Annotated in this window: 12 protein-coding genes and 1 pseudogene; 11 read left to right on the forward strand and 2 right to left on the reverse strand. The window is 44.8% G+C overall.

Going from position 1 to position 14,153, the window contains the following annotated elements:
- The first annotated feature begins 88 nt into the window (after window positions 1-88).
- The 11 genes and pseudogenes from V7Q33_RS14645 to V7Q33_RS14690 all read left to right on the forward strand — a co-directional run bounded on the left by V7Q33_RS14645 (window position 89) and on the right by V7Q33_RS14690 (window position 11,885).
- The gene (locus tag V7Q33_RS14645; RefSeq protein WP_333820306.1) at window positions 89-400 is read left to right on the forward strand and encodes a four helix bundle protein; all 312 of its coding nucleotides are present in this window, start codon (window positions 89-91) and stop codon (window positions 398-400) included.
- A gap of 107 nt (window positions 401-507) precedes the next feature.
- Window positions 508-1,254 (forward strand): tRNA pseudouridine(38-40) synthase TruA, encoded by a 747-nt coding sequence (gene truA / locus V7Q33_RS14650; RefSeq protein WP_331977764.1) that lies wholly within the window; start codon window positions 508-510, stop codon window positions 1,252-1,254.
- A gap of 69 nt (window positions 1,255-1,323) precedes the next feature.
- The gene (gene ispF, locus V7Q33_RS14655) at window positions 1,324-1,812 is read left to right on the forward strand and encodes a 2-C-methyl-D-erythritol 2,4-cyclodiphosphate synthase (RefSeq protein ID WP_331977762.1); all 489 of its coding nucleotides are present in this window, start codon (window positions 1,324-1,326) and stop codon (window positions 1,810-1,812) included.
- A gap of 6 nt (window positions 1,813-1,818) precedes the next feature.
- Complete coding sequence (locus tag V7Q33_RS23420) at window positions 1,819-1,971, forward strand: type II toxin-antitoxin system HicA family toxin (protein WP_442945958.1); 153 nt, start codon at window positions 1,819-1,821, stop codon at window positions 1,969-1,971.
- A gap of 74 nt (window positions 1,972-2,045) precedes the next feature.
- Entirely contained in the window at window positions 2,046-2,264 is a 219-nt protein-coding gene (locus V7Q33_RS14660) for a type II toxin-antitoxin system HicB family antitoxin (protein ID WP_331977760.1), read from the forward strand.
- 2 nt (window positions 2,265-2,266) lie between these two features.
- A complete protein-coding gene (mnmD, locus tag V7Q33_RS14665) occupies window positions 2,267-2,935 on the forward strand; it encodes a tRNA (5-methylaminomethyl-2-thiouridine)(34)-methyltransferase MnmD (RefSeq protein WP_333820307.1) in 669 nt (222 codons plus the stop codon).
- Between the two features lie 283 nt (window positions 2,936-3,218).
- Window positions 3,219-7,769 carry a glutamate synthase large subunit gene (gltB, locus tag V7Q33_RS14670; RefSeq protein ID WP_333820308.1) on the forward strand — a complete coding sequence of 1,517 codons (4,551 nt, stop codon included), beginning with the start codon at window positions 3,219-3,221 and terminating at the stop codon, window positions 7,767-7,769.
- Window positions 7,770-7,793: 24 nt separating this feature from the next.
- Window positions 7,794-9,269, forward strand: a complete 1,476-nt coding sequence (locus V7Q33_RS14675) for a glutamate synthase subunit beta (protein ID WP_333820309.1) — start codon at window positions 7,794-7,796, stop codon at window positions 9,267-9,269.
- A 140-nt stretch (window positions 9,270-9,409) separates the two neighbouring features.
- The gene (locus tag V7Q33_RS14680; RefSeq protein ID WP_333820310.1) at window positions 9,410-10,288 is read left to right on the forward strand and encodes a carbon-nitrogen hydrolase; all 879 of its coding nucleotides are present in this window, start codon (window positions 9,410-9,412) and stop codon (window positions 10,286-10,288) included.
- A 165-nt stretch (window positions 10,289-10,453) separates the two neighbouring features.
- A pseudogene (locus V7Q33_RS14685) lies at window positions 10,454-10,729 on the forward strand (GxxExxY protein); the annotation flags it as partial.
- A 73-nt stretch (window positions 10,730-10,802) separates the two neighbouring features.
- Entirely contained in the window at window positions 10,803-11,885 is a 1,083-nt protein-coding gene (locus tag V7Q33_RS14690) for an agmatine deiminase family protein (protein ID WP_331977748.1), read from the forward strand.
- Between the two features lie 11 nt (window positions 11,886-11,896).
- Here the strand turns inward: V7Q33_RS14690 and V7Q33_RS14695 are convergent, their stop codons facing one another.
- Both V7Q33_RS14695 and bshC read right to left on the reverse strand, forming a co-directional pair.
- Entirely contained in the window at window positions 11,897-12,472 is a 576-nt protein-coding gene (locus V7Q33_RS14695) for a 5-formyltetrahydrofolate cyclo-ligase (RefSeq protein WP_331977746.1), read from the reverse strand.
- Between the two features lie 8 nt (window positions 12,473-12,480).
- Window positions 12,481-14,055, reverse strand: a complete 1,575-nt coding sequence (gene bshC / locus V7Q33_RS14700) for a bacillithiol biosynthesis cysteine-adding enzyme BshC (RefSeq protein WP_333820311.1) — start codon at window positions 14,053-14,055, stop codon at window positions 12,481-12,483.
- Between the last annotated feature and the right edge of the window lie 98 nt (window positions 14,056-14,153).

Genomic DNA, 14,153 nt, shown 5'->3' on the forward strand with positions numbered 1-14,153 from the left:
AGAAGTAAGAAGTAAGAAGTAAGAAGTAAGAAGTAAGAAGTAAGAAGTAAGAAGTTTTTTTATCAATCATTATTTTATAATAACCGTTATGAGTGTATCAAAAAGTTTTCAGGATCTTATTGTTTGGCAACGGGCACATCAGCTTGTTTTGTCGGTTTATAAATATACAAGTACTTTTCCCAAAGAAGAGCGTTATTGTCTTACCTCGCAATTCCGTAGAGCAGCAACGTCCATTGCTGCCAATATTGCGGAAGGATTTCCAAAAAGAACCAAACCTGATAAAATCAGGATTCTGAATATAGCTCAGGGTTCTCTGGAAGAGTGCCGAAATTACATTCTGCTTTCAACTGACTTAGGCTATGGAGCAGATAAGAATATGGGAAATTACCTGAAGAGGTGAGTAAGCTTCTAAATGCCTATGTTAAAGCAATAGAATCGTCCAAGTAGTTTCATACTAAAATAATACGCTTCTTACTCCTTATTTCTGATTTCTTACTTCTAAAAAAAATGCGTTTCCTCTTCGAAATCTCCTACAACGGTACAAACTATAGTGGTTGGCAGAGTCAAAATAATGCAACGGGCGTGCAGGCTGTGGTGGAAGATGCACTTTCAAAATTGCTGCGCGAAGCGGTTGCTATTGTAGGAAGTGGTCGTACAGATACAGGTGTACATTGTGTACAGCAATTCTTTCATGCAGATATTGAAAAGGAATTTGAATTGGAAAAACTTACGCTCAAACTAAATTCTTTTTTGCCGAAAGATATTTCGATTCCCGCTATTCACAGAGTAAAGAATGAAGCGCATGCGCGCTACGATGCTACCGAGCGAACCTATATCTACAAGATTACCAAGAAGAAAAATCCGTTCCTCGATGGTTTGGCGCTGCATTACTTTCGCCCGCTGGATATAGAGCTCATGAATAAAGCAGCTGCGCTGATGATCGGCACGCACGACTTCGAGAGCTTTAGCAAAGTAAAAACAGACGTGAATAACTTTCGGTGCGACATAAAGAAAGCTGAGTGGAAAGAACATGGCGACATGCTTGAATTTACCATTGCTGCCAACCGGTTCTTAAGAGGTATGGTGCGCGCAACGGTAGGCACGTTGCTCGATGTAGGCACAGGGAAAACATCGTTAAAGGATTTTCACCATATATTGCAAAGTCGCGATCGTAAGAAGGCGGGGGCCAATGTTCCGCCTTACGGACTATATCTTGTGAAAGTAAAATATCCAGCGAGTATATTTCTAAAGTAACTGATTCTTTATGCAACTTTGTGTGCATTCACTTCATGGCTTTTGTGCCATGGATTTAAACAATGACCAATGAAGATACGAGTAGGAATGGGTTTCGATGTGCATGAGCTTGAGGAAGGAAGAGACTTCTGGCTCGGAGGTATAAAACTCCCGGCTACAAAAGGAGCTGTAGGACATTCTGATGCCGATGTATTGATCCACGCAATATGCGATGCACTGCTCGGTGCTGCCAACCTGCGCGATATAGGTTTTCATTTTGCGAATACCGATAATCGCTGGAAGGGCATGGACAGTAAATTCTTCCTGAAAGAAGTAACGCGTATGCTTCATGAAAAAGGATGGAAAGTTGGCAACGTAGATTGCACGGTTTGCCTGGAGCGGCCCAAAGTAAATCCGCACATCGATGCCATGAAAAAAGTGCTGGCACCACTTATGAACATCTCCGAAGAAGACGTATCGATCAAAGCAACGACAAACGAAAGATTAGGATATGTTGGCCGTGAAGAAGGCGTAAATGCATCAGCCGTTGTGTTAATACTGAGAGATGAGCAGGTTTGAGAAAATATTGTTAAAGCTTTTACAAGGAAATGCCGATCGGACTTTGATTTTGAAGATCTTGTATCTTTGTTAAAGAAGCTTGGTTTCGAGTTCAGGATAAAAGGAAGTCATCATATCTTTTTTAAAGAAGGGATTGATGAGATTATAACTTCAATCTGATTCCGGAAAAGCAAAACCGTATCAGGTGAAGCAAGTAAGGACGTTGATTTTGAAATATAAACTCAATGCTGATTATGGAAACTAATCATCGCTATGAAGTGATCATCTATTGGAGTAAAGATGACAATGTGTTTCTGGCTGAGGTGCCGGAGCTTCCCGGTTGCATGGCCGATGGCAGGTCGCACCAGGAAGCACTTGCGAATGTTAATGAAGTTATTGCGCATTGGATTGAGACTGCAAAAAGTTTGAATCGACCTATTCCGGAGCCCAAAGGAAAATTAATGTACGCCTGAGGATGAGTGTAGAGATAATTACAACATCAGACGGCTCACATTCTTTACTCAATACCGCGCTCGATGAAACATACCATTCCCGGCACGGAGCTATGCAGGAATCCATTCATGTTTTTATCAAGGAAGGACTCAATCATTTGCGTAGTATACATGCCTCGAACAGTATATCCATACTTGAGGTCGGCTTCGGCACCGGGTTAAATGCACTGCTTACAGTTCAACAGGCACCGGAAATTTCTGCAGATATACACTATACATCGCTCGAAACCTATCCTGTTCCGGAAGAGATCTGGTCGAAGCTAAACTATATGGATGCTGTTGGACTAAAAGAAAGATTTGATCAGCTGCATCAGGCTCCCTGGAATCAGGAAGTAAAAATCCTTCCCAACTTTACACTGCAAAAGCTAACTATACCTCTTCAGCAAATCGATTTCTCCAATCGATTTGATCTGGTATACTTTGATGCGTTCGCCCCCAACAAACAACCTGACATGTGGACGGTAGATGTACTTGCTAAAGTAGTAACTGCCATGAAAGCGAAGAGTATATTTGTTACCTACTGCGCAAAAGGTCAGTTAAAGCGCGATCTGAAATCGCTCCGTTTAACTGTTGAAACGTTAGCTGGCCCTCCAGGAAAAAAAGAGATGGTGCGTGGTCTTAAAGAAGATTAACGTAAAGATAATTTTCTGCTCACGTTTGTTAGCCGTCATTGCAAATTCCTCAACCGTTTTCTGTGATCACTGAAATTTTTAAAATCGGGTAGAGTGCAATCGTATTCGTTTTTACTTTTTTAAAATGTTTTGAATCAAATCTGAAAAGATTCCAAAAATTCTGTCTTATAATCTTTCGTCAAAAATTTCTTCTGTTTTCTCCATATTTTTATAGACTCCGTTTTGCCCTAAACGGAAAACTACGCAGCCCTTTTACAACCAGACAAATTAACCAGAAAGAAAGATGAAAGAAACAACCAGCCGTGGTTTGTACACCCCAGAACTGGAACACGATGCCTGCGGTATCGGCTTTGTTGCCAACATCAATGGCACCAAAACGAACCAAAACCTGCTCGATGCACTCACCATGCTTGAAAACATGGAGCACCGTGGCGGTAAAGGCAGCAGTCCGAAGACAGGAGATGGCGCGGGTGTATTGATTCAAATCCCCCATGACTTTTTTGTAGAAGAATCCAAACGCTTGGGCTTCGAGCTCCCCGCTCCCGGCAAGTATGGCGTTGGTATGGTATTCTTTCCGCGCGACAAAAAAGTAAGTAACGCTTGCCGTGAGGTATTGCGTAAGAACATTAAAGAACTTGGTCTTGATCTCATCGGCTTCCGCGTTGTGCCGGTAGATCACAGCGTACCTGGTCCGGGTGCAGCAGAAGTAGAACCTGTTATTGAGCAGGTTTTTGTGAAGCCGATAGATGAAGCCGTAACAGGCGATGCATTTGAAAGAAAACTTTTCGTGTTGCGTAATTACTCGCAGCACACGGTAGCCAATACAGTAAAAGGCAACAATAAAGAGTTTTATATAACAAGCTTTTCGGCTCGTACCATCGTCTACAAAGGACAGTTACGCACCGAGCAACTCAGAATATATTTCAACGATTTGCAAGACTCGCGCCTCAAAACAGCCATGGCGCTGGTTCACTCACGTTTCTCGACCAACACGTTTCCCAACTGGAAACTGGCGCAGCCGTTCCGCTATATCGCTCACAACGGAGAGATCAATACCATTCGCGGTAACGTGAATAAAATGAAGTCAAAGGAAGCACTCTTCAAATCGACTTTGTTCACAGAAGAAGAATTGCAAAAACTTTTGCCAATTACCAGTCCGGATGGATCAGATTCTGCTAACCTCGATGCACTGGTAGAAATGCTGGTGCTTTCAGGCCGTACGATACCACACGTAATGATGATGCTGGTGCCGGAAGCATGGCAGGATAACAAGCTGATGGATCCGCACCGCAAAGCCTTCTATAAATATCACGCTTCCATGATGGAGCCGTGGGATGGTCCTGCTGCATTGGTGTTTACCGATGGCGTTCGCATCGGTGCTACATTGGATCGTAACGGGCTTCGTCCGCTTCGTTATTGCGTTACACGTTCTGGTCGTGTAATCGCGGCATCGGAAGCTGGCGCATTAACCATTGATCCAAAAGATGTTCTGGAGAAGGGGCGCATCACTCCGGGTAAAATGCTCATGATCGATACGGAGAAAGGTAAAGTACTCGATGATGAAAAAGTAAAACGTTCTGTATACGAAGGAAAATCATACTATAACTGGATCATTCAAAATCGTCTCAAGCTTCGTCTCGAACCGGAAGTAGAATGGGTGGAGACAAGCTTCGATGAGAAGACATTGATTCAACGCCAGAATGCTTACGGATATAGCTCCGAAGATATCAAGACAATCATTCTGCCAATGGCAGAAAAAGGATATGAAGCCATCGGCTCGATGGGTGATGATACACCGCTGGCGGTGCTCTCCAAAGAAAGCCGTCATATCTCCAATTACTTCAAGCAACACTTTGCGCAGGTAAGTAACCCTCCGATCGATCCGATCCGCGAGCGTTTGGTGATGTCGCTCTTCACACGGGTAGGTGCAAGCCTTAATGTGCTGGATGAAACACCCGAGCACACTCGCCAGATACACATTTCACAACCGGTGTTGCTGAACGAGGATCTCGAAAAACTGAAACACCTGCAAGACCAGGGATTTGAATATGCCGTGATACAATGCGTGTTCAAAGCTGATGGTGCCCCGGGACGACTGGAAGAAAGTATAACCCGTATATGCTGCGAAGCAGAGAAAGCGGTACGTGCCGGTAAGAAAATATTGATCTTGTCCGACAGAAAGATCAGCAGCGAATATGCTCCAATACCTTCATTGTTGTCGGTAGGTTCTGTTCATCAGTATCTGGTAGAGAAACGCATCCGCACACAAGCCGGTCTTGTGGTGGAAGCTGGTGATGCATGGGAAGTTCAACACTTTGCTACTATCATCGGTTATGGTGCCAGCGCGGTGAATCCATATATAGCGTTGGAGACAATCCACTCCATGAACAAGCACGGCATGTTCTACAAGCCACTGGCAGATGAGGAAGCATTCGCGAATTTCCAGAAGGCCATTGGCAATGGCCTTCTGAAAGTAATGTCGAAGATGGGTATCAGCACATTGCAGTCATACCAGTCATCGCAGATCTTTGAAGCCGTTGGTTTAGGTAGCGATGTGATGGAGAAATGTTTCCGTGGCACCATCAGCCGTATTGAAGGATTGTCGTTCGATGACCTGGCCCGCGAAGTAATCGTTCGTCATCAACTGGCATTCGAAACCGAAAGCAAAGAGCTGCAGGTAGGCGGTATATATCAGTGGAAGCGCAGAGGCGAGAAACACATGTTCAGCCCGGATGTGATTCACCTGCTGCAACACTCTACCAAAACAAATAACTACGAGCAGTATAAAAAATATGCTCAGAAGATAAACGACCAGACACGCGACCAACTATCGATCCGTGGTTTGTTCGAATTCAAGAAACGCAATCCTATACCCCTTAGCGAAGTAGAGCCGGTAGAAGAAATCTTCAAGCGTTTTGCAACCGGCGCCATGTCGTTCGGATCAATATCATTCGAAGCGCATACAACACTTGCTATCGCGATGAACCGCATTGGCGGAAAAAGCAATAGCGGAGAAGGTGGTGAAGATGAGATTCGCTACGAGAAAAAAGAGAATGGCGATTGGGAACGCTCTGCCATCAAGCAGGTTGCTTCCGGTCGTTTCGGTGTTACCAGCTATTACTTGTCGAATGCAGACGAGCTGCAGATCAAGATGGCACAAGGTGCTAAACCAGGAGAGGGTGGTCAGCTTCCCGGCCATAAAGTAGATGAGTGGATCGGACGTGTTCGCCACTCTACACCGGGTGTTGGTTTGATATCACCTCCGCCTCACCACGATATATACTCGATTGAAGATTTGGCACAGCTGATCTTCGATTTGAAAAATGCCAACCGCCAGGCGCGCATCAATGTAAAGCTGGTGTCGCAGGCAGGTGTTGGTACCGTTGCTGCCGGTGTAGCAAAAGCAAAAGCGGATGCTATATTGATCTCCGGTGCCGATGGTGGAACCGGTGCATCTCCGATCAGCTCGATGCGTCACGCAGGTTTACCGTGGGAACTTGGCCTTGCAGAAGCACACCAGACGTTGGTAAAGAATAACCTGAGAAGTCGCGTTACACTTCAAACCGATGGACAGATTCGTACCGGTAAAGATATAGCCGTAGCTGCGATGCTCGGTGCAGAAGAATGGGGTGTTGCCACTGCAGCACTAGTAGTAGAAGGATGTATCATGATGCGCAAGTGTCACCTGAATACATGCCCGGTAGGTATAGCAACACAAGATCCTGATCTGCGCAAGTTGTTCACAGGAGATCCAGATCATGTAGTAAACTTCTTCCGCTTCCTCGCACAAGATCTTCGTGAGAACATGGCTGAGCTTGGCTTCCGCACAGTGAATGAAATGATCGGTCGCTCCGACTTGCTGCGTGTGCGCCAGGATATCGATCACTGGAAAGTGAAGAAACTCGATCTCTCACCAATCCTGCACCAGGAAACAGCACGCGAAGGCGTTGGGCTCTACAAGCAGATTGAACAAGACTTTGAACTGGAAAAAGTACTTGACTGGAAACTGGTAGAAGCTGCACGTCCTGCATTGGACGAAGCCGAACCTGTACAGGAGAAATTCATTATACACAATATCGATCGTTCTGTCGGTGCACTTCTCTCAAATGAAATATCGAAGAAGTACAAAGGCAAAGGTTTAGCGGAAGATACAATTCACTTCCAGTTCAAAGGTTCGGCAGGTCAAAGCTTTGCTGTGTTTGGAGCACCCGGTCTTACATTCGAGCTCGAAGGTGAAGCGAACGATTATTTTGGTAAGGGATTATCGGGTGCCAAGCTCATCATCTACCCTGATAAAGAAGCTACCTTTAAACCAGAAGATAACATCATCATCGGTAACGTAGCGTTCTATGGTGCTACATCCGGTGAAGCTTATATCCGCGGTCAGGCCGGTGAACGTTTCTGCGTTCGTAACTCTGGTGTAACCGCTGTTGTAGAAGGCGTAGGCGATCACGCCTGCGAATACATGACGGGCGGTCGTGTAGTGGTACTCGGTAAAACCGGTAAAAACTTCGCAGCCGGTATGAGTGGTGGTATAGCGTATGTTTTCGATCCTGAAAATGCTCTTGAACGTCTCTGCAACAAAGAGATGGTTGATCTCGAAACATTGGAAGAAGAAGACAAGGCAGAAGTAAAAGCCATGATCGAGAAGCATCACAAATATACCGGCAGTGATCCTGCTGAGTGGGTGCTTGAGAACTGGGAAAGTGCCAGCGATCTTTTTGTGAAAGTAATGCCACGCGACTACAAAGCCGTGCTGCAAAAACAAAAAGCACAGCAACGCCAGGCACTCAATGGCAAAACTGCAGCAGCACCAGCGCTGGTAAAGAAATAATCAACTACAACAGACGCAACAGACATGGGACAGATAGATGGATTTATGAAGTTCGATCGCGAGATGCCAAAGTCGCGCGATCCAAAAGAACGTATCAAAGATTACAAGGAAGTATATAATCCGCTCGATAAAGAAAAAGTAAAACAACAAGCCGCCCGTTGTATGGATTGTGGCGTGCCCTTCTGCCACAACGGTTGCCCGCTTGGCAATAATATACCTGACTTTAACGATGCGGTATATAATGGCAAATGGGAAGAGGCTATCAAGATACTGAGCAGCACCAATAACTTTCCGGAGTTTACCGGAAGAATTTGCCCGGCTCCGTGCGAAGCAAGTTGTGTGTTGAGCATCAACAACAAGCCGGTTACGATCGAGTACATTGAGAAGACAATTGCTGAGCAGGCATTTGAGAAAGGCTATCTGAAGCCTTCGCCTCCCAAGCAGCGCACCGGCAAACGTGTTGCCATAGTAGGCTCTGGTCCTGCAGGTCTTGCTGCTGCTGCACAGCTTAACAAAGCTGGTCACTGGGTAACGGTATTTGAACGCAGTGATCGGATCGGAGGTCTTCTTCGCTATGGTATACCTGATTTCAAACTGGAGAAACATGTTATCGACAGAAGGCTCCGTTTGATGGAGCAGGAAGGTATAGTATTCCGCACCAACGCACACGTAGGAGTAAACATCAGCGCGAAGCATCTGCAAGATGAGTTTGATGCTGTCGTAATGTGTGGAGGCGCTTCTGCACCACGCGATCTTCCTATACCCGGCAGACAATTAAAAGGTGTACACTTTGCTATGGAGTTTCTGTCGCAACAGAATAAGCGCGTTGCAGGCGATAACATTTTTGCAGAAGACATTCTTGCCACTGAAAAAAATGTACTTGTGATTGGTGGTGGTGATACCGGCTCAGATTGCGTAGGTACATCCAACCGTCATAAAGCAAAATCAGTAACACAGATTGAGCTGCTGGCAAAACCTCCGTTGACAAGAAACGAGGCATCAAACCCATGGCCTCTCTGGCCGATGATATTGAATACATCATCGTCACATGAAGAAGGCGTTAACCGCGAGTGGGCTATACTTACAAAAGAATTTGTAGGCGATAGTAACGGCCGTCTCAGCGGGATGAAGATCGCAGAGATCAAATGGGGTGTAAATGCTCAGGGTAAAATGGGTTTTGAGGAAATTCCCGGTACAGAGCGTGTTATACCTTGTGAGCTGGCGTTGCTGGCAATCGGATTTGTAGGCGCAGAGAAAGGCGGCCTCGTGGAAGAATTGAAACTCGAGCTTGACGAACGTGGTAACATCAGAACTACAAATTATATGTCGAGCCAGGAAGGAGTTTTCTCTGCCGGAGATGTTCGCCGCGGACAATCGCTGGTAGTGTGGGCAATCTCTGAAGGCCGTGAAGCAGCACGTGCCGTAGACACCTGGTTGATGGGTTCATCAAACCTCGAAGCAAAAGACGAATCATTCGTACACATCAGCGAAGAAGCCTGATTGTTTCCTTCGTGTAAACGCAATATGAAGCCCTCTGAACTTTTTCAGAGGGTTTTCTTTTTATGCATAGCGGAAGCCATTACAGATTTTTGTAACACGAATTACTTCCTAATTTTGCACCCATTAAAAAAATTAAAGACGTGAGTAAAAAAGTAAAAGTTGGTACCGTGCAAATGTCATGCACCAGTAACCCGGATGAAAATCTGGCGAAGGCCATTGCAAAGATCCGTGAGGCTGCCGCAAAGGGAGCACAGATCGTTTGTCTGCAGGAGCTTTTTCGTTCACTTTACTTCTGCGATGTTGAAGATTATGAAAACTTTAAACTGGCTGAGCCTATACCTGGTCCGTCAACAGAAGCTTTATCTGCTGTGGCGAAAGAACTGGGTGTGGTGATCATCGCATCGCTTTTTGAAAAACGTACAGAAGGTCTTTATCATAACACCACGGCAGTAATTGATGCAGATGGAAAATATCTGGGTAAATACCGCAAGATGCATATACCGGATGATCCGGCTTACTTCGAGAAATTTTACTTCACTCCGGGTGATTTAGGCTATAAAGTTTTTAAAACAAAATTTGCAACCATTGGTGTTCTCATCTGCTGGGATCAATGGTATCCCGAAGGTGCCCGCATCACTTCGCTGATGGGTGCTGAGATTTTATTTTATCCTACCGCTATCGGTTGGGCTACATCACAGGATGAAGCGACCAACTCCGAGCAATACAATGCATGGCAAACCATTCAGCGCAGCCACTCCGTGGCAAATGGTGTGCATGTAGTGAGTGTGAATCGTGTAGGCTTTGAACAGGATGGTGCCATGAAATTCTGGGGAGGTTCATTCATCTCCAATCCTTTCGGACGACTGCTATACCTTGCCTCACATGATCAGGAAGAAGTACACGTAGAAGAAATTGATTTGAAACACACCGATCGCTACAGAACACACTGGCCCTTCCTCCGCGACCGCAGGATAGATTCATATCAACCTATTACAAAGCGGTTTATTGATGAGGAGTAGAAAATAAATCCAGTTGCACAGAGTTACACAAAGAAGACACAAAGTTTCACAAAGCCGTTAGCCAAAAATGTTAGAGAATGAGTTGTCGAATAAAATTATAGGCTATGCTATTCATGTACACAAGACGTTAGGACCAGGTTACTTGAATCGGCATATCGCGAATGTCTTTACTTTGATCTTGTGCAAAATGGATACTATGTAGAAAAAGAAAAACCGATGCCCATTGTTTATAAAGATGTTAAACTGGAACATGGTTATCGACTTGATTTGCTGGTAGAAAATAAAGTAGTGATAGAAATTAAAACAGTTGAAAGTTTTACAGACGTGCACACTGCGCAAATATTAACCTATATGCGCCTCGGCAACTACAAGCTTGGCTTGCTGATCAACTTTCACGTAGCACTTTTAAAGACAGGCATAAAAAGAATCATTAACGGATAACCCTTTGTGAAACTTTGTGTCTTCTTTGTGCACCTCTGTGTAACAGCTGTATTAAGAAGTATATATTGTAATAATGAGCACTAAACCAAACTTCCCGTCTTCCGGACTTCCGGACTCTAAGACTCCCCAGGAACTCGGCTATTCCTTCCCCGCAGAATTTGCCAAACACGATGCTACCTGGCTCAGCTGGCCGCACAAGGAAGCCTCATGGCCGGGAAAGATCGAAACTATATATCCGGTATATGCACAGTTCATTAAACTTGTAGCCGAAGGCGAGAGGGTAAATGTAAATGTGGTGGATGAGGCGATGAAGCAAAAAGCATTGCATCATGTACAGGAAGCTGGCGCTGATCTCAGCAACGTTCAGTTCTTTATTCATCCCACCAACGATGCGTGGTGCCGCGATCACGGTCCTGCATTCCTGCTGAACCCCAAAGCAGAGCACAAGAAAATTATAGTAGACTGGGGATATAACGCCTGGGGCGGAAAGTATCCTCCATTCGACCTGGATGATAATATACCTACGCTTATAGCCAGGCATTATAATATACCGGTTGTATATCCCGGCATTGTAATGGAAGGTGGTTCTGTTGAATTTAATGGAAAGGGCACCTTGCTGACAACAACGTCATGCCTGTTGAATGAGAATCGTAATCCGCATTTGGATCAGCAACAGATCGAGGAATTTCTGTATGGCTACTACGGTGTTGAAAATATACTCTGGCTTGGCGATGGTATACTCGGCGATGACACCGATGGGCACATCGATGACCTGACTCGTTTTGTAAATGCAGACACCGTTGTTACCGTAGTAGAAACCGATAAGCGTGATGAAAACTATACTCCGCTACAGGAGAACCTGAAGCTGTTGAATAAACTGCGTCTTGAAAATGGCAAACAAATGAATATCGTAGAGCTGCCCATGCCTGCTGCTGTAGTATATGAAGACATGCGCCTGCCTGCTTCGTATGCCAACTTCTACATCAGTAATAAATATGTAGTGGTGCCAACCTTCCGCGATAAAAATGATGATCGCGCGCTGGAGATCATTCAGAAGACATTTACAGATCGCAAAGTGATTGGGCTTGATTCACTTGATATTATCTGGGGACTTGGTTCTTTCCATTGCCTGAGTCAGCAGGAGCCATCTGTTTAATAGCAGAAAGCCTAAGGCTGAAAGCTGAATGCTTGCGTAGGCGTAACACTATAGGACAGCGGTATATCGTGGGCTTCAATATCTTCAATCTTATCAACAGGTTCGAAGAGGGAGAGGCCAACGCTTTTTACAGAAGGTTTACATTCGGCAAGAAAGCGATCGTAGAAACCTTTGCCATAGCCTACGCGGTTCCCGTTTTCATCAAACACCAGTAATGGAACAATCACCATGTCGATCTTTCCTGTTTCGGTAGGTACTCCCTGTTTCGGTTCCAGTATACCCCATGAGTTTAACTGAAGCTGATGCAAGCCCTCGAAGAAGAAATTTTCGAGTCCGCCATTTTTATCGATCCGTGGTACGGATAACCGGATGTGGGGGAACTCTCTTCGTATTCGATCGATGATGAGCCATGTGTTGGGTTCGCGATTCTTTTCGATCGGTATAAAGCAATGCAATACTTTGATAAACGACAGCTCTATGTGTGCAAAGAAATTTTCACATAACTGGTGGTTGAGCTGCAAGTATTCAGCTTCTGAAAGCGATTGCCGTTTGTCAAGATATACTTTACGAAGCGCTGTTTTGGTCATGTGTAAATTTACTGATCGGCAGTATACGAAAGAACATTGAACTTGTAGTCAAACGGATCGAACTGCTCTAATAGTCTTTGGATAAAATTAGTATCCTGCTGATAGAAATTTAAAAAGTTATCGGTTCTTTCCTGAAGGCTTCCATTGGGGAAAAGCGCATCTTTTACAGCTTCAATCTGACCCAGTTTGTCTTTGTGGAGGCGCTTCTCTGCACGCAGCAATTTACGCTCTATTTTCTCCAGGCTATTCAGGGCGCGTTTACCTTCAGCACCAATATAGGCCGTTAGTGTTTTGTCAATAGCGTCAGAGCGTTTCTTCAATTCTTCAAAAAGCGTATATATCTGTGTGCGCTCGGCTCCCACGGTAAGGTTGCGTGGCGAGTGCTTCAGCACCCAATGATTGAATATATAGTTTTTGTCTTCAAAAAGATCTTTCAGCTCGAGCCCTGTTTTATCGAATTTCCGCTGGATAGTGTGATCGAGTATCAAGGCAAAGTTGCGCGGCATCAACATGGGAAATGGAACCTGGAAGTGTTCGAACACACTCTTTAGCTGGAGCCAGTATACTACTTCTGCAGGCCCACCCACATACGCCAGGTTGGGCAAAATAACTTCCTGGTATAGTGGTCTTAAAATAACATTCGGACTAAACCGCTCGGGATGTTCCTCTATCAGCTTCTTTAATTCATCAGCTGTGAACGTAATGTCTGTGTCGAGAACCTTCCAGATATCACCGGATTTTTCAATGCGGCTTCTCAGGTTTTTGTCCAGGTAAAAGAAATTGATATCCCGACAATATACTTGTGTGTGATAACCTCTCTGTTGGAGTTCTTCGTTGGTTTTATCTACCAGTTTCCTGCTAACGTTATCAAATATATCCTGATAAATTACAGGTTTGAATAGCGATTTCAGGGAAGCATGATCTGCATCAACCACCACGAGCCCTTCATCGCCAAACAAGGCATTCACATAATGGCGTACGGCATCACTAAGATTTTTATTTTTAGTATAAGCTTCCTGGAAGATACGTGTATCTCCGGGTACTTCCTGTAGCAGCGATTTTATATCCTGCGTGGAAAAGCGACCTACAGCGCCCGTCTGCTCGGTTTGCCAGGTATATTTCTTTCCATAGAGTCTGAAATATTTAATCTCGTCATAATCGTGATCTTCAGATGCCATCCAGTATACTGGTACAAAAGTATATTCCGGGTAAAGGTTCTTTAACTTCCTACAGGCATTGATAACAGTAACAATCTTGTAGATGAAATATAGCGGCCCGGTAAAGATGTTTAACTGATGGCCAGTTACTACTGTAAAAGTTTTTGAATCCTGGAGTGATGCTATATTCTGATGAACCGGTTGTTTTACCGGTACAGATGTATACTGTTGGCGAAGTACCTCAGCCAATATATTCCGATGTTCTGCAGGAAATGCTTTAAGCTTATCTGCGAGTTGCCCGGCAAAGTTTTCTGTATGGGGGAAGCGGTGGTAGAAAGGCTTCAGCGCTTCTTTCTGCTCTATGTAATCTAGGAAAAACGGACTGAATGCGCGCGTGTCAGCAAAGGAAAGCTTCTTAAGCTCCATAGACTGTGATACTGGTTGGTGGATGGTAAACACAACCCGAATAACGGCAATTTTGTCTATTAAGTTTAAGAAATTGTATACAAGTGGCCAATGCTTTC

It is taken from the genome of Ohtaekwangia sp. (genome assembly GCF_036786105.1).
GTDB lineage: Bacteria > Bacteroidota > Bacteroidia > Cytophagales > Cyclobacteriaceae > Ohtaekwangia.